Below are 15967 nucleotides of genomic sequence, written 5' to 3' on the forward strand. Positions count from 1 at the left end.
CCAATAACAACCAGGGACACAGGACAACGCCATGTCACAGGACGCCATTGCCACACGCCAGTCTCTCAGCTATCTGAGCACCCTCTCCGAGACTCCCCTGATGGGGGAAACCATCGGTGACTGTCTCGATCGCATCACCGCGCGCTGGCCCGAGCGCGACGCCTTGATCAGCCGTCATCAGGGGCTGCGTTACACCTGGGCCGAGCTGCATGCAGAGGTCGAGCGCGTGGCGCGCGGCCTGCTGGCGATGGGGATCGAGCGCGGCGACAGGGTCGGCATCTGGGCACCCAATCGCGCCGAGTGGACCTTGATCCAGTACGCCACCGCCAAGATCGGCGCGGTGCTGGTCAATCTCAACCCGAGCTATCGCGGCCATGAGCTGGCCTACGCCCTCAAGCAGTCCGGCGCGGCGACGCTGATCTTCCAGGCACGCTTCAAGGCCTCGGACTACGTCGCGATCCTCGAGGAGCTGTTCCCTGAGGCCAGGGAGGCCCGCGGCCGTGATGGCATTCACAATGGCGCGCTGCCGGACCTCAGGCGTCTGGTCTGCTTCGAGGCCGAGGACGCCCTGCCCGGCATGCTCCACTGGCAGGATGTGCTGGGCGGCGCCGGAGAGGTCAGTCTCGAGACACTCCACGAGCTGCAGGCCAGCCTGAACTTCGATGACCCGATCAACATCCAGTACACCTCCGGCACCACCGGGGCCCCCAAGGGGGCCACGCTCTCGCATCACAACATTCTCAACAACGGCTTCTTCGTCGCCGAGCGCATGAATCTCACGGAGCACGACAAGCTGGTGATGCCGGTGCCGCTCTATCACTGCTTCGGCATGGTGATGGGCAATCTGGGCTGTCTGACACACGGGGCGACGATCATCTATCCCGAGGCGGGTTTCGATCCGCTGGCCACGCTGCAGGCGGTCAGCGAGGAAGGCGCCACCGCGATGTTCGGCGTACCGACGATGTTCATCGCCGAACTCGAGCACCCGCGCTTTGACGAGTTTGATCTCTCCAGCCTGCGTACCGGCACCATGGCGGGTTCCATCTGCCCCATCGAGGTGATGCGCCAGGTCATCGAGCGCATGCACATGCGCGAGGTCACCATCGCCTATGGCATGACCGAGACCAGCCCGGTGAGTCTGCAGACCACCCGCGAGGCACCGCTGGACAAGCGTGTCTCCACCGTCGGCACCCTGCATCCCCATCTGGAGATCAAGATCGTCGACCCCGAGACAGGCCAGGTGGTCCCGCGCGGCGAGAAGGGCGAGCTGTGCACACGCGGTTACAGCGTGATGCTCGGCTACTGGAACAACCCGGACGCCACCGCCAAGGCCATCGACAGTGGCCGCTGGATGCATACCGGTGATCTCGCCACCCTCGATGAGGACGGTTACGTGACCATCGTCGGGCGCATCAAGGACATGATCATCCGCGGTGGCGAGAACATCTATCCCCGCGAGATAGAGGACTTCCTCTACACCCATCCTGCCGTGTCGGACGTGCAGGTGATCGGCGTGCCCGATGAGCGCTATGGCGAGGAAGTGATGGCCTGGGTCAAGCTCAAGGAAGGCGAGCAGCTGGATGCCGAAGGCCTCAAGGCGTTCTGCCAGGGCAGAATCGCCCACTTCAAGGTGCCGCGCCATATCAAGTTCGTCGAGGAATTCCCGATGACCGTCACCGGCAAGATCCAGAAATTCAAGATGCGCGAAACCGCCACGGCGGAGCTGGGTCTCAAGGCATGAACGGACACCTGGGAGGGCCACGGAGAACACGCGCATGAGTCACGACACGCCGGGAGGCGACGACGCCTCCTCCGCTCGCCACCTGAGCACGGCCTGTGCCCAGGTGGCGCACTACGCGTCCCCTCGGCATCACGCGGCACTGGAGGAGGCACTCGAGGCATTGATCAAGGCGCATCCTGAGCCCGTCCTGCCGCCCTCGGTGCTGGCAGGGCTGGATCAGCTGCATCTGGGAGGCGCGGCCGGCAGCCGCGAGTTGCTGGCGATGGCGGCTCTCGAGACCCCCGAGGGCATGCCACTCGCGATTCTCGAGCCCGGTGCGGGGCTCGGCGGACTGGCACGCATGCTGGTCAGTCAGCATGCCAGCGCCGGGCATCACGTCACCACGCTGGATCTCTCGGAGAGCCTCTGCCAGCTGGCCGTCGCGCTCAACCGTGCCACCGGCCTGCGCGAACGTATCCGAGTGCTGGAGGGCGACGCCTGCTATCCCGAGCTGCATCCCGCCCTGACGGGGCGACATGTCGACCGCATCCTGAGCCAGCACCTGCTGGTCCATCTGAGCGACAAGACCGACGTGTTGCGTCAGTGGCATGACTGCCTCAACGATGACGGCTATCTGGTGCTGCATGAGCCGGTGCTCAGCGTCCAAGCACAAGCCTTCCATGAGCGTCCGCAGCTGCCGGTGCCCTGGGCACTGACACCCCGCGCCGATCACCTGGCCAGCTGCGAGGAACTGCACGAGGCGATGGCCAACAGTGGTTTCGAGGTCGAGGCGCACGCCGAACTGACGCCTCAGGTGCTCGCCTGGCAGGCGCGGCGTCTGCGCACACCCTCTCCCGGCGCCCCCGGCCAGCCCCCACTCTCGCCCGTCCAGCGTGCCAGCCAGGCGCTGACACCGGAGCTGATCTTCGGGCCGCATTTCCCGACGATGCAGCACAATCTGGCCGAGGCGCTGGAGGCCGGCTGGCTGGAAGTGCACCTGTGGCGACTGCGCAAGCGCCGCCATCCATGACGGTGATGAGCCTGGAGGTTTCCCGCGTGAGGCCAGTCCGATACCGGCGTGAAAAAAATTAGAAAACACCGCTCGTAAATGACTGGCATCCACTGTCATCAACCGTTATTCTTGCCAGTACAGTCCCGTTCGGGGGATAAGCCGTTCGTTATCCGTCGTCATGCAAGAGGGTCTTCCTCACCATGATGACCGCACTGGAGCATGTCTTTCATTTCCATGTGCCAGTGCACAGTTTCCCGATGCTCGCGCACCGTTTCTCCGGGAATCTGTTCATCAAGGCGCTGATCTGATCAATCCGCGCCGACTGCATCAAAGATTCCCTCACGGGAAAACCGAAAGGGCCTCCATCTGGAGGCCCTTTTTTTGTCTGCTCGCTTTGTCTGCTCGTGCTGTCAGCTCGATTCCTGCCGGTGCGAGCCATTGATCCGACACGCCGTCCGTCAGCTCATCGGCACGGCATGGCGCACTGGATCAGCGAGCCCTCACGCCTGCCAGGCGGCCAGTGCCGCGAGGTGATCCTGGCGCGCCTGGCCCGGCGTCACGGCCGCCAGCCGCACCCTGGTGCCCGGCACGCATTGGGCGAGCTGCGCGCAGGCCAGCGGCGTCAGCGCGCCAAGGCGCGGATAGCCGCCGATGGTCTGGCGATCATTGAGCAGGATGATCGGCTGGCCATCGGCGGGCACCTGTACCGCGCCCAGCGGAATGCCTTCGGAGACCATCCCGGCACCGTCACGCTCCAGACGCGGGCCGGTCAGACGCACGCCCATGCGATCGGCACGCCCGTCCACTGCCCAGTCGCGGTTGAAGGCGCGAAAGAGACTGTCGCCGCTGAATTCGGCAATCTGGGCGCCTACCACCAGCGCCAGTTCGAGCGCCTCGCCCTCCTCGGGGGTCAGCGACTGCTGCCATGCCTGTGCCGACGCCGGCAACTCGCGCAGCGACAGCTCATTGCCGGCCGCCGTCAGCACATCGCCGCTGGCCAATGCATGGCCTTCGCCATCCAGCCCGCCCAGACCATCACGCACGGTACAGGCCGCACTGCCCAGCACCGGGGCGACATCCAGCCCACCCGGGAAGGCCAGATAGGCGCGCAGCCCGGCGACCGGACGCTCGAACTTGAGCACCTGCCCCGCCGTCACGGCGAAGGCCTGCCCGGGCAGCAACGCCTCACCATCCAGTGTCGCCGCCAGATCAGCGCCACACAGCGCCAGCGTGCCCGCCTGCCCGACCTTGAGGGTCAGGCCGCCGCCCATGGTGATCTCGAGTCCCGGCGCATCCGGGGCATTGCCCAGCAGCCAGTTGGCCCAGCCCAGTGACACCCAGTCCGCCGCGCCGCCCTGGGTCACGCCCAGATGGCGGACACCCAGGCGTCCCGCGTCCTGTACCAGTGCCAGGGCACCGCTGCGCTCGACGTCGAGTCTCACGCGCTTGTCGTTGTCGGCACTCATGCGCGCTCCTCCAACGGGGTGACATCGCCGCCCAGACGAACGAATTCCTCTCGGCTCACGGAAACGAAACGCACGCGATCACCGGGCATGAAGCGACTGGACGGCTCACCGGCCTCGTTGCGGCCGAACAGCGTGATGGGCGTGCGGCCCAGGATGTTCCAGCCACCGGGAGAGCGGGACGGGTAGATCGCGGCCTGACGGTCGGCGATGCCGACGCTGCCGGGGGCGATCTTCTGGCGCGGCGTCTTGAGACGCGGTGTGGTCAATGCCTCCTCAAGCACGCCCATGAAGGCGAAACCGGGGGCGAAGCCAAGCGCGAACACGCAGTAATCATGCGCGCCATGCCGTTCGATCAACGCCTCGACACTGATGCCGAGACGCGCGGCGATCGGCGCAAGCTCCGGACCGACACTGTCGTCGTACCAGACGGGCACCTCGTGCAGCTGGCCCTGCTGACCGCTCTGCGGAGCGAGGTTCTCGAGGGCCGCCTGGATACGGGCACGCACCTCGCCTTCTTCCAGTGCCGCCACGTCATAGTGCAGCAGCAAGGTGGTATAGGACGGCACCAGATCCACCAGCGCTGTGCCGAAGGCCTCACGCAAGGCCCCGTCAGCGGCCAGAATCCAGGCCATGTTGGATTCCTCGATGCGGTCGAACAGCCGGATGATCAAGCTGTCCATGCCGACGGTCTCGAGGCGCAGTTGCGGTGACGAGCCACGTTCGTGGCTATTCCCCCCAGCCATCAGGCACCCGCCAGCGCATCGAAGGCGTCACGGATGGCACGCACCGCCGCCACGGACTCGGCGTTGTCACCGTGCACGCACAGGGTGTCGGCACTGAGCACCAGATCACCGCCGCTGCTGTCGGTGAGGGCTTCACCGCGCGCCAGCGTCACCGACTGGGCGATGATCACCTCGCTGTCGTGATGCACGGCGCCGGGCTCACGACGCGAGACCAGGTGACCGCGCGAGTCGTAGGCACGGTCGGCGAAGGCCTCGAACCACAGCGTGATGCCCATCTCGTCGGCCAGTGCCTGCATCGGTGCCGGATTGGCGGTCGCCATCACCATCAGCGGCAGGCTGGCGTCATAGCGCACCACGGCCTGCATGACGGCGCGCAGTAGCGTCGGGTCAGCGGCCATGTCGTTGTAGAGCGCACCATGCGGCTTCACATACTGGACGCGAGTGCCTTCGGCGCGACAGATACCGTCGAGCGCGCCGATCTGATAGAGCAGCATGTCCTCGACTTCCGCAGGCGAACAGGCCATGGAGCGACGCCCGAAACCCTGCAGATCCGGATAGGCGGGATGTGCGCCGATGCGCACGTCGTGCTTGACCGCCAGCCGCACGGTGCGGCGCATGATGGTGGGGTCAGAGGCGTGAAAGCCACAGGCGATGTTGGCGCAATCGACGTAGGGCATGACCTCGTCATCGAGGCCGATCTTCCAGTTGCCGAAGCTTTCGCCCATGTCGCAATTGAGCAGAGGGAGGGAGGGAGCGGAACGGGACATTGAGACACCTCGCAGGATGATCTTGTGTGTTGTTATCCCTCCACTCTAAGTAAGGCCATGCCTCGGTATCCAATCGTATTTTGTGATTCGTTATATCGATGAAATCTTTCATTACCAGAAGGTATGAAAGCCCAGTCAATCATCCGCTTGCCTGTCAGACCGCCACATGCTTCTGTCTGGGGCACCCCGGACAGCCACGAAAGGGCCGTCATCTCTCCGAATGCCGGCCTGACTCAGGCGACCGACGCGTCCTGTCTGGCGGAACCACCCACAACAACAGGAATTTCCACATGGCCGTCAGTGATCCGTTCCACCTCGCGATTCAAGTGCGTGACATCGCCGAAGCCCGGCGCTTCTATGGCGAATTCCTCGGCTGTCCGGAGGGACGCTCCTCGGACAGCTGGGTCGATTTCGACCTCTACGGCCACCAGTTCGTCTGCCACCTGAACCCGGCACTGGCCGACCCTGACAACCCGCTCGCCCAACACCGCAATCCGGTCGATGGGCATGGCGTCCCGGTGCCGCACTTCGGGGTGGTACTCGAGATGGAGGCCTGGCAGGCACTGGCGGATCGTCTCACTGCCGAAGGCGTGACATTCGAGATCGCACCTCATGTGCGCTTCAAGGGCGAGCCCGGTGAACAGGCCACGATGTTCTTCCTCGACCCCACCGGCAACGCGCTGGAGTTCAAGGCCTTCAAGGACCGCGAGAGCCAGCTGTTTCGCAAGTGAAGGTCCCGCGCCCCGTCTCGTGCGGGGCATGCCCGGTGATGAAAGCTGACGCCCTGCACGGCATGCGGCAAGATGGTCGGTCTCAACGATTCATCACGGGGCATCTGTCATGTTCGATTTCAAGGAACTCGAGGCCTTTGTCTGGGTCGTGCGGCTCGGCTCGTTCCGCAAGGGCGCGACCAAGCTGCACCTCACCCAGCCCTCCATCTCGGACCGCATCAACCGTCTTGAGGCCGCCGTCGGCGAATCGCTGCTCGAGCGTGCCACCCGCCCCATCCAGCCCACCCTGCGCGGTCGGGAATTCTTCGCGCATGCCGAACGCCTGTTGAGCGGGCGCGAAGAAGCCATGCGCCTGTTTCAGGAGGAAGGCGCCTTTTCCGGCACGCTGCGTCTGGGCGTCATCGAGACCATCGCCAACAGCTGGTTCCCGGCCTTCATGCGCCAGCTGGCCGAGCGCTACCCCAAGCTGACGCTGGAAATGACCGTCGACATCTCGCCCTTTCTGCATCAGCGCCTGGCCGACAATGACCTCGACATGCTGTTCGCGATGGACAGCGCCGCCATGGGCCCCTACGCGACCCAGACACCGCTGTGCACCTTCGAGATGGGCATGTTCGCCTCGCCGACCCTCGCCGAGCAGCTGGCCCAGGACGGCGAATGCTTCGCCAGAACCCCCTTCATCTCCTTCAGCAAGCAGGCCCGTCCCTATACGGAGCTTGTCAGCTACCTCGCCGAACAGGGCATCACCCAGCCCAAGGTGCACTGCACCAGCACCCTGATGACCATTCTGCGCATGAGCAGCGAAGGACTGGGCATCGGTGTCCTGCCGGTCGCCACCGTCGAGGACGTGATCAATCACGGCGAACTGGTGCGTCTGCCACTCGAGACCCCGCTGCCGCCGATGGTCTATGAGGCCATCTGGCGCAATGCCAATTACCCCGACTTCTGCGCCAGTGTCGCGCGCCTGGGTCGCCAGTGTGCCGAGACCTACTCGCAGCAACACGCGCATGCCGATCCCTGATCAGGCCGCCTGCCATGCGCTGAGTCAGGGTTGATCGCGCCCCGCCCTGCATCAGATCAGCGTCAGACCAAGGTCTAACAATATCGCCAAAGGCTTTCATGCGACGACACGATGAAAGATTTCATCGATACTGTGAATCAGAATTAACGATTGGACGGGATGGCCTGTCACTTGAAGAATGAAATCGTCTGCCGACAACATTCAATAATAATGAGGAACTAGACATGCGTAAGCCCAGCGACTCCCTCACCCGCAAATCTGCCACCTCCAGTACCCTCATCGGACTGGCAGCCGCCGGTGCCCTGGCCTTCAGTGGCTCGGCCCTCGCGGCACAGTGGAACCTCGCCACTCCGTATGGCGATGCCAGCTTCCACACCAAGAACACCAAGCAGTTCGCCGAGGAGGTCACCGCGGCCACCGATGGCGAGCTGAGCATCACCGTGCACAGCGGCGGTTCGCTGATCTCCCACGGCGAGATCAAGCCGTCGGTGCGTCGCGGCACCGTCCAGGCCGGCGAGATCTTCCTGTCGATCCTGTCCAACGAATCGCCGGTCTACGAGCTGGACACCCTGCCGGGCGTCGCCTCCAGCTACGAGGAAGCCTTCGCTCTGTGGCAGGCCTCCAAGCCGGACATCACCGCGCTGTTCGCCAAGGAAGGCCTGATGCCGCTGTACGCGGTCGCCTGGCCGGCCCAGGGCATCTACACCGACTTCGACCTGACCGACGTCTCCCAGCTCAAGGGCCTGCGCATCCGCGCGCCCAACATCAACACCCAGCGCTTCGTCGAGAACGTCGGCGGCAAGCCCACCGAGACCGAAGAAGCCGACATCCCCACCGCCTTCAGCACCGGCCGTGTCGACGCGATGATCACCTCCAGCTCCACCGGCAAGTCCATGTCGGCCTGGGATTACGTCAAGCACTACAACGACGCCAAGCTGTGGTTGCCGAAGAACATCGTCTTCGTCAACAAGCGTGCCTTCGATCGCCTCGATGAGAGCACCCAGCAGGCCGTGCTGGACGCCGCCAAGGCCGCCGAGACCCGCGGCTGGGAAGCCAGCAAGGCCGATGCCGACGAGAGCGCCAAGGTGCTGACCGAGAATGGCTTCACCATCACCGAGCCGGACGAGAAGCTGTCCGAAGACCTCAAGGCCGCCGGTGACAAGCTGTTCCAGGACTGGAAATCACGCGCCGGCGATGAAGGCCAGCAGCTGCTCGAGCGTTATCGCGCCGATCTCGATGCCTGAGCCCCGCCTGCCAGTGCCGGGCGTTCGTCCCATCAACTGAACGCTCGGCACCTGGCCGGTATCGTCACCCCGCCACGCGATGATCACGTCGCTCCCCTGTCAGCCTCTGCCCGCTGGCAGACGCGACAGGGGTCTCCCCGACACGGCATCGCGTGGCCACCCTCACCTTCCCTGTGAGTGCATGTCATGACCTACTTCCTCGACAGACTCTATCGCCTCGGCGCGTGGGGTGCGGCAGCTTGCATGCTGCTGATCTGCGCCCTGGTCAGCCTGCAGGTCTTCCTGCGCCTGATCGACGCCATCCTGGTGATGTTCGGTGCCGAACGTCTCGGTTTCGAGATCTCCGGCGTCTCGGAAATGGCCGCCTTCCTGCTGGTCGGCGCCACCTTCCTGAGCCTCGCCTATACCTTCACGCACCACGCGCACATCCGCGTGACGCTGGTCATCAATCGCCTGCCGCCCGCCGTGCGCGTGTGGGTCGAGAGCCTGGCGCTGCTGATCGCACTGAGCCTGAGCGTATTGATCACCCATGAACTGGTACTGCTGGTCGGCGAGAGCCTCGAGTACCACGACATTTCCTCCGGCCTGCTGGCCCTGCCGCTGTGGATTCCCCAGAGCGTGCTGGTCGCCGGTACCGGCCTGCTGTGCCTGGCGATTCTCGAGACATTGATCGCCACGCTGCGCACCGCCTTCACCGCGCCTTCACGCTACGTGGCGCCCGAGCCCGAAGACGGAGCCGAATGACATGCTGACACTCATCCTCGTCACTCTGCTGGCCCTCGCCTTGCTGCTCGGCGGCGGCGTGTGGGTCGCCTTCTCGCTGATCGGCACCGGCTGGATCGTGCTGACCTTCTTCTCCAGCTTCGAGACCGGCCCGATCCTGGCCTCGGACTTCTGGGGTGCCAGCTACGGCTGGGACCTGACCGCCCTGCCGATGTTCGTGTGGATGGGCGAGATCCTGTTCCGCTCCGGACTCGCCGACAACATGTTCCGCGCGCTGGCACCGTGGCTCAATCGCCTGCCGGGCCGCCTGCTGCACTCCAACATCATCGGTAGCGGTCTGTTCGCCGCCGTGTGCGGCTCCTCCGCCGCCACCTGTGCCACCGTCGGCAAGATGACCCTGCCGGAGCTTGAGCGTCGCGGCTACGACAGCAATCTGGCCATCGGTACCCTCGCCAGCGCCTCGACCCTCGGTCTGCTGATTCCGCCGTCGATCATGATGATCGTCTACGGCGTGGTCACCGAGCAGTCCATCTCGCGCCTGTTCATCGCCGGTGTCCTGCCGGGCATGCTGCTGCTGGCCCTGTTCATGGGCTATCTGGCGATCTGGTCGAAGGTCGTCGGCGAGCCGCAGGGCCGCGCCGGCCATGATGAGCCGCACATGAGCTTCATGGCCAAGCTGCGCAACAGCGCCCAGTTGATTCCGCTGCTGGCACTCATCGGCGGCATCCTCGGCAGCATCTACGGTGGCCTGGCGTCACCGACGGAAGCGGCGGCGGTCGGCGTGGTGCTGTCGCTGATCATCGCGCGACTCAATGGCCACATGAGCGCCGCCACCTTCAAGGAATCGCTGTTCGCGGCGCTGCGCACCTCATGCATGATCGCCTTCATCATCGCCGGTGCCTCCTTCCTGTCCTCCGCGATGAGCTTCACCCAGATTCCGATGCAGCTGGCCGAAGGCATCGCCACCCTGGGGCTGTCGCCGACCATGCTGCTGGTGGTGCTGACGCTGTTCCTGCTGATCCTGGGCTGCTTCCTGGATGGCATCTCGCTGATCCTGCTGGTGACCTCCATCATCATGCCGGTCATCGAAGCCGCCGGTTTCGACCTGATCTGGTTCGGTATCTACCTGATCATCGTGGTCGAGATGTCGCAGATCACCCCGCCGGTGGGCTTCAACCTGTTCGTGATCCAGAGCCTGACCGGCAAGGACATCATCACCATCACCAAGGCGACGCTGCCGTTCTTCCTGTTGATGATCTTCTCCATCGTGTTGATGCACCTCTTCCCGGAAATCGTGCTCTATCTGCCCCAGGCCATGAACGGCTGATCCGGCCCTCCACGTCCCCGACGCACTGTCACGGCAGACAGATTCCCTCCCGGGACGTCGTTCTCTTCCAGACCTCCCTTCGGGGAGGTCTTTTTCGTGGCTTCTCCTTCCCACGCCAAGTCGCTAGGCTTGTGACACGCAAGCGCTTCAGGCTGCCGCCCGTGCTTCACACTGACACGCCACCGCCGGACCTCACCGTGCCCGACTCCCTGACTTCTCCCGTCACCTCACCCATCGCCGACTGGCGCCGTCGAAAGCGCCATGGTGCCCTGTGGCTCTGGACCAGTGGCCTCGCGGTCCTGGCCGCCTGCCTGCTGGATATCAGCCAGGGCAGTGGCGAGCTGCCCCTGGCACGTCTGCTGCCCGCACTGTGGCAGAGCGAAGCGAACGATCCGCTCGCCCACGCCATCCTCTGGCAACTGCGCCTGCCCATCGCGCTGATGGCGGTGACCGTCGGCGCCTCCCTGGCCATGGCCGGTGCCCAGATGCAGACCCTGCTGCACAACCCGCTGGCCGACCCCTTCACGCTGGGAGTCTCGGCGGCGGCCAGCGTCGGTGCCGGGCTTGGCCTGATCCTGCATCTCGACCTCGTGCGGCTGGTACTGCCCTCATGGCAGAGCCTCGCAGGCGCGGGGCTTGGGGTCACGCTGAATGCCTTCCTCTTCGCGCTGGGGGCCTCGCTGGTGCTGTGGAGTGCACAGCGCCTGCCCGGCGTCGGCGTACAGACTCTGGTACTGCTGGGCATCGCGCTGATGTTCTTCTTCAATGCCCTGCTGGGTGTGCTGCAGTTCGTCGCCTCGCCCGAGGCATTGCAGCAGCTGATCTTCTGGTCGATGGGCAGCCTCGAGCGCAGCAGCTGGTCACGCCTGGCCGTGTTGAGCCTGGTGATCGCGCTGTGTGCGGTGGTCTTTCATCGTCGACGCAGCGAGCTGACCGCCCTGAGCCTGGGGGAAGCCCAGGCCCGTGCGCTGGGCGTGGACGTGCGCCGCCTGCGTCTGAGCGGCCTGATGTGCACGGCGCTTCTGACCGCCACCGCCGTCTCGTTTGTCGGCAGCATCGGCTTCATCGGCCTGGTCGCGCCCCACATCGCCCGCCTGCTGGTAGGTGAACAGCAACAGCGCCTGCTGCCCCTCTCGGCGCTGATCGGCGCCCTGCTGCTGTCGCTGACCTCGATCCTCAGCCGTTCGCTCATCCCCGGCGTGCTGCTGCCACTGGGCATGATCACCGCGTTGATCGGTCTGCCCTTCTTCGTCAGCCTGACGCTCAAGCGCCGAGGACACGACGGATGAACCAGCGACATGACGTGCCCACCGCCGAATCCGACGCGCCAGCCCGCCTCGCGCAGTCTCGCGACGAAGGCGCTCCCGATGGCCAGGGACTCGTGCTTCAGGATCTCAGCGTCCTGCGCGGGGGGCATCCGGTGCTGGACATGCCGGGCACGCTGCGCGCACACCGTGGCGAGCTGACCGCCCTGCTCGGCCCGAACGGTGCCGGAAAATCGACCCTGTTGCAGACGATCGCCGGGCTGCTGCCGGCCAGCGGCCAGCTGTGTCTCGACGGGGAGGCACTGGCATCCCTCACGCCACGCCAACGCGCGGCACGTATCGGCTACCTGCCGCAGCTCAGTGAAGGCGGCGCGATGCTTGAGGTCTTCGAGTCGCTGCTGCTGGCGAGACGCCTGGCCGGCCATCTGGACGAGCAGGCCAATCTGCGCCACTGCGAGGCGCTGGTCAGCGCACTGGAGCTGGCCCCGCTGGCCTCCCGACGACTCGGGCAGCTTTCCGGCGGACAGCGCCAGCGTGTCGCCATCGCGCAGGCGCTGGTGCGCGAGCCGGCGCTGCTGATGCTGGATGAACCCACCAGCGCCCTGGACCTGCACTTCCAGCTGGCGGTGCTCGACTGGCTTGGCCGCGATGCCCGCGACAGTCAGCGCATCGTGATCGTCGCGCTGCATGACCTGAGCCTGGCCGCGCGGCATGCCGCCCAGCTCTGGCTGCTGGATCGCGGGCGTCTGGCGGCCAGCGGCCCGCCGCGCGAGGTACTGAGCGCCGAGCGACTGCGCGAGGTCTACGCCATCGAGGCACGGGTCGACTGGCCAGAGGATGGCAGCCCGCCCGCCATCGTGGCCCTTCGCGCACTCTAGGCCTGCCAGCTCTTCCCGTTCTTCCAGCCCTGCCGGCTCTTCCCGTCCCTTCTGGCGCTTTGCGTTCTGTCAGGCGCTCCGCGTTCGCAAGCGCTCTTGGCCAGCCACCTCTTGCCTTCTGGCGAAGACAAAAAAAACCGCCCCCGACGCATGCGTCGGAGGCGGTTCTTCACGGGGCCATCAGCCCTCACGCAGACTCAGGACAGGTGAGAGGCCTGAGAGCCGGTGTCGATCATGCCGTGCTGCTGGCCGCCACCATGACCGCCGCCGTGGCCGCCATGACCATGATCGAACAGACCACAGCCGCCGAGTGCCAGTGTGGCCGCGACCAGCGCGATCGGGAACAGATTCTTGATACGCATGAGACGTCTCCAATTCAAGGTTCGCTACACAAGACTCCCGTCAGCGAGTCTTCACTATGGCGTTCACTCTACTCACATCGGTGGCCAACGATAATCCTGCGCAACGCCTTTCCTTGATTGCTGCACACCGTGTACAACAATCGCGACGGGCCTGTCTGGGTTTTTCCGGCCCCCGTCCAGGTCAACGAGCCTTGAGCCCGCGCATATGCGCCGGAATCACCATGCGCTCGAACAACTCGAACAACAGCTCCGCGCAGATGGCCAGCAGCGCCGCCGGAATCGCGCCGTACAGCACCAGATCATAGTCGTTGAGCGAAAGTCCCGTGACGATGGGTTCGCCCAGCCCGCCCGCGCCGATGAAGGCCGCCAGGGTCGCGGTACCGATGTTGATGATGGCGGCGGTCTTGATCCCCGTCAGCAGATTGGGCGTCGCCAGCGGCAGGATGACGTGACGCAGCTGCTCACGGCGCGTCAGCCCCATCCCGCGCGCCACCTTGACCAGCAGCGGGTCCACCGTCAGCAGTGCGGTGATGGCCGCGCGGATGATCGGCAGCAGGGAGTAGACGAACAGCGCGATCACCGCCGGCACCACCCCGATCCCGAACAGCGGAATCATCAACGCCAGCAGCGCGATGGAGGGGATGGTCTGCAGCAGGCCGGTGACGTAGAGCACGACCCGCGAGACCTTCGGATTGCGGTAGACCAGCAGTGACAGCGGCAGACCGACCAGACACGCTAGCAGCAGCGCGGACAGCGTCAACTGCAGATGCTCGATGAGATTGGTACCGAGCTTGTCCCACTTGGCGCCACTGACTTCGCGTTGCTCGGTGGTGATGCCCTGTTCCTGAATGAAGCGGCTGGCCACCTGGGCGAAGCTCTGCTCCTCGGTGGAGACCTCGGCATTCAGCGCCTGCATGCTGTCCTCATCGAGACTGCCCGCCAGCTGATCCAGCGCCGCGACAGCCTTCTCCGGCAAGGCGGCATTCACGAAGGGCACCGCCAGATACTCGGGGAAATAGCCTTGGTCGTCGTCGAGCAGCACGAAGTCGAAGCGCTGGATGTCACCCTCGGTGGAGTAGGCATCGGTGGCGTCGATCTTGCTCTCGCGCAGCGCCTGATAGGCGATGCCGTGTTCGATGCCACGGGGCACCTGCGGCAGCGCGTAGGCATCCGCCAGCCCCGGCCAGCCATCCGAGCGCTTGATGAACTCATGCGACATCGCGATCGAGAGCTCCGGGTGATCCGCCAGATCACCGATCGTCCTGATCCCCAGCGACTCGGCCTGCTCACGCCGCATGCTCACGGCATAGGTATTGTTGAAGCCCAGTGGCTTGAGCACCCTGAGCCCCCGTTCACGACTCAGAGCATCGAGCTTGTCGAGCGGCGGCACGCTGTCCAGATTGAGGATGGCGTGCGCCAGGGTGCCGGTGTACTCGGGATAGACATCCAGCTCCCCCTCCGCCAGCCCCTGATAGGTGATGATGGTCTGCCCCAGCCCGAGACGACGCTCGACCGTGAAGCCGGCATCCTCGAGTACCTGGGCGAAGATCTCGCCGAGCAGATGGCCTTCGCGATCCGCCTTGGAGCCCACCACGATGGGCTTGTCCTCGGGCCATGCCGCGGCTTCCTCTTCCGCGCTGGCAAGCGGGCCGCTCACCAGGGCCCCCAGACTCGCCAGCGCCAGGCCGGCGATCATCAGCGCGCCGGACAGCCCGCGGCGCGAACGTTGCAGGACGGGAGTCGTCATCAGCATCTTCATGCGCGTGCCTCCAGCAGTCGGGCCACGCGCTCATCCGCAGGCGCCCTGGCGATCGTCTCGGGACTGGCAGCCTGCAGCACCACGCCGGGTGCCATCACCACCATGTGGTCGGACAGACTCAGTGCCTCATTCATGTCATGGGTCACCATCACCACGCTGCGCGGCTCTTCCTGCTGCATGCGCTGGAACTGGGCATGCACCTCGATGCGCGTGATCGGGTCCACCGCCGAGAAGGCCTCATCGAGCAGCAGCAGCGGAGGCTCCAGCATCATCGCGCGACACAGGCCGACCCGCTGCGCCTGCCCGCCGGAAATCTCATGCGGATAACGCGTCAACAGCGCCAGATCCAGGTCCATCATCTGGAACAGCCGCGTGATGCGCGCCTTGACCCTGTCCGCCGTCCAACCTTCGCGGTCCGCCAGAATGGCGATGTTGTCGCGCACGCTGAGGTGCGGAAACAGGCCGATCTGCTGGACGGCGTAGCCGATGCGTCTGCGCATGGCGGGCAGATTGGCGTAGTCCACCCCCTTGCCGAAGACCTGTACCTCGCCGCTGTCCGGACGTATCAGCCCGTTGATCAGCTGCAGCAAGGTGGACTTCCCGCAGCCACTGGCACCGACCAGCGCGGTAATACGATCACGCGGCAGTTCGAGGTCGATGCCTTCGAACAATCGCTGACCCGAAAAGCCCTTGTGCAGATCGCGAAAGCGAACCGCCGGGGCGCGAGCATCACTCATCGAGAAGATCCTTCTTGCAGGTGAGAGGTGGGCAACGATGACGGCGCCTGCCCGTCGGTCAGGCCTTTTGCCTGCCATTCAGATTAACAGTGACACGCAGGTCAGGCGACTCTGGTCACGGCGTGAGTGCCGGCGTGAGTGCCCGCGCGATCCCAAGAGCCAGCACACGTCAGCTGACACTGCCTGCGACCTTGGTCAAAGCGCATGATGAT

General features: G+C 65.1%; 15 protein-coding genes. 9 read left to right on the forward strand and 6 right to left on the reverse strand.

The annotated features are described in order from the left end of the window. Positions 1-31 precede the first annotated feature (31 nt). Positions 32-1741 carry an AMP-binding protein gene (locus tag HXS66_RS06225; protein WP_176503106.1) on the forward strand — a complete coding sequence of 570 codons (1710 nt, stop codon included), beginning with the start codon at positions 32-34 and terminating at the stop codon, positions 1739-1741. Positions 1742-1775: 34 nt separating this feature from the next. Continuing rightward, complete coding sequence (locus HXS66_RS06230; protein ID WP_176503107.1) at positions 1776-2750, forward strand: cyclopropane-fatty-acyl-phospholipid synthase family protein; 975 nt, start codon at positions 1776-1778, stop codon at positions 2748-2750. 482 nt (positions 2751-3232) lie between these two features. On the opposite strand, the gene HXS66_RS06235 is transcribed toward HXS66_RS06230, so the two are convergent. Genes HXS66_RS06235 through HXS66_RS06245 form a run of 3 tightly spaced genes read right to left on the reverse strand, consistent with a single transcriptional unit; the run spans position 3233 to position 5708 of the window. Continuing rightward, positions 3233-4198, reverse strand: coding sequence for a biotin-dependent carboxyltransferase family protein (locus HXS66_RS06235; RefSeq protein WP_218015148.1), 966 nt, complete (start codon positions 4196-4198; stop codon positions 3233-3235). Beyond that, positions 4195-4941 carry an allophanate hydrolase subunit 1 gene (locus HXS66_RS06240; RefSeq protein ID WP_136938725.1) on the reverse strand — a complete coding sequence of 249 codons (747 nt, stop codon included), beginning with the start codon at positions 4939-4941 and terminating at the stop codon, positions 4195-4197. Before HXS66_RS06240 ends, HXS66_RS06235 begins: the two co-directional genes overlap by 4 nt. Next, a complete protein-coding gene (locus HXS66_RS06245; RefSeq protein ID WP_084208091.1) occupies positions 4941-5708 on the reverse strand; it encodes a 5-oxoprolinase subunit PxpA in 768 nt (255 codons plus the stop codon). Before HXS66_RS06245 ends, HXS66_RS06240 begins: the two co-directional genes overlap by 1 nt. Positions 5709-5998: 290 nt before the next feature. Between HXS66_RS06245 and HXS66_RS06250 the strand changes: the two genes are divergently transcribed. From HXS66_RS06250 to HXS66_RS06280, 7 genes are all read left to right on the forward strand, one after another. After that, positions 5999-6439, forward strand: coding sequence for a VOC family protein (locus tag HXS66_RS06250; protein ID WP_077374827.1), 441 nt, complete (start codon positions 5999-6001; stop codon positions 6437-6439). Between the two features lie 109 nt (positions 6440-6548). Beyond that, a complete protein-coding gene (locus HXS66_RS06255; protein WP_176503108.1) occupies positions 6549-7460 on the forward strand; it encodes a LysR family transcriptional regulator in 912 nt (303 codons plus the stop codon). Between the two features lie 224 nt (positions 7461-7684). After that, positions 7685-8704, forward strand: coding sequence for a TRAP transporter substrate-binding protein (locus HXS66_RS06260; RefSeq protein WP_077374833.1), 1020 nt, complete (start codon positions 7685-7687; stop codon positions 8702-8704). 186 nt (positions 8705-8890) lie between these two features. Further along, positions 8891-9448, forward strand: a complete 558-nt coding sequence (locus HXS66_RS06265; protein WP_176503109.1) for a TRAP transporter small permease — start codon at positions 8891-8893, stop codon at positions 9446-9448. A 1-nt stretch (position 9449) separates the two neighbouring features. Beyond that, positions 9450-10754: a TRAP transporter large permease gene (locus HXS66_RS06270; protein ID WP_077374839.1), complete on the forward strand. Its 1305-nt coding sequence runs from the start codon at positions 9450-9452 to the stop codon at positions 10752-10754. Positions 10755-10915: 161 nt separating this feature from the next. Continuing rightward, positions 10916-12043: an iron ABC transporter permease gene (locus HXS66_RS06275; RefSeq protein ID WP_255303126.1), complete on the forward strand. Its 1128-nt coding sequence runs from the start codon at positions 10916-10918 to the stop codon at positions 12041-12043. After that, positions 12040-12897 (forward strand): ABC transporter ATP-binding protein, encoded by an 858-nt coding sequence (locus HXS66_RS06280; protein ID WP_176503110.1) that lies wholly within the window; start codon positions 12040-12042, stop codon positions 12895-12897. Before HXS66_RS06275 ends, HXS66_RS06280 begins: the two co-directional genes overlap by 4 nt. 197 nt (positions 12898-13094) lie before the next feature. Here HXS66_RS06280 and HXS66_RS06285 read toward each other — a convergent pair whose 3' ends face one another. The 3 genes from HXS66_RS06285 to HXS66_RS06295 all read right to left on the reverse strand — a co-directional run bounded on the left by HXS66_RS06285 (position 13095) and on the right by HXS66_RS06295 (position 15755). After that, positions 13095-13259, reverse strand: coding sequence for a hypothetical protein (locus HXS66_RS06285; RefSeq protein WP_167592973.1), 165 nt, complete (start codon positions 13257-13259; stop codon positions 13095-13097). Between the two features lie 181 nt (positions 13260-13440). Next, positions 13441-15006, reverse strand: a complete 1566-nt coding sequence (locus HXS66_RS06290) for a glycine betaine ABC transporter substrate-binding protein (protein WP_218015149.1) — start codon at positions 15004-15006, stop codon at positions 13441-13443. Between the two features lie 8 nt (positions 15007-15014). After that, positions 15015-15755: an ATP-binding cassette domain-containing protein gene (locus HXS66_RS06295; RefSeq protein WP_077374845.1), complete on the reverse strand. Its 741-nt coding sequence runs from the start codon at positions 15753-15755 to the stop codon at positions 15015-15017. Positions 15756-15967: the final 212 nt, after the last annotated feature.

Source organism: Cobetia sp. 5-11-6-3 (assembly GCF_013374055.1).
Lineage (GTDB): Bacteria > Pseudomonadota > Gammaproteobacteria > Pseudomonadales > Halomonadaceae > Cobetia > Cobetia marina.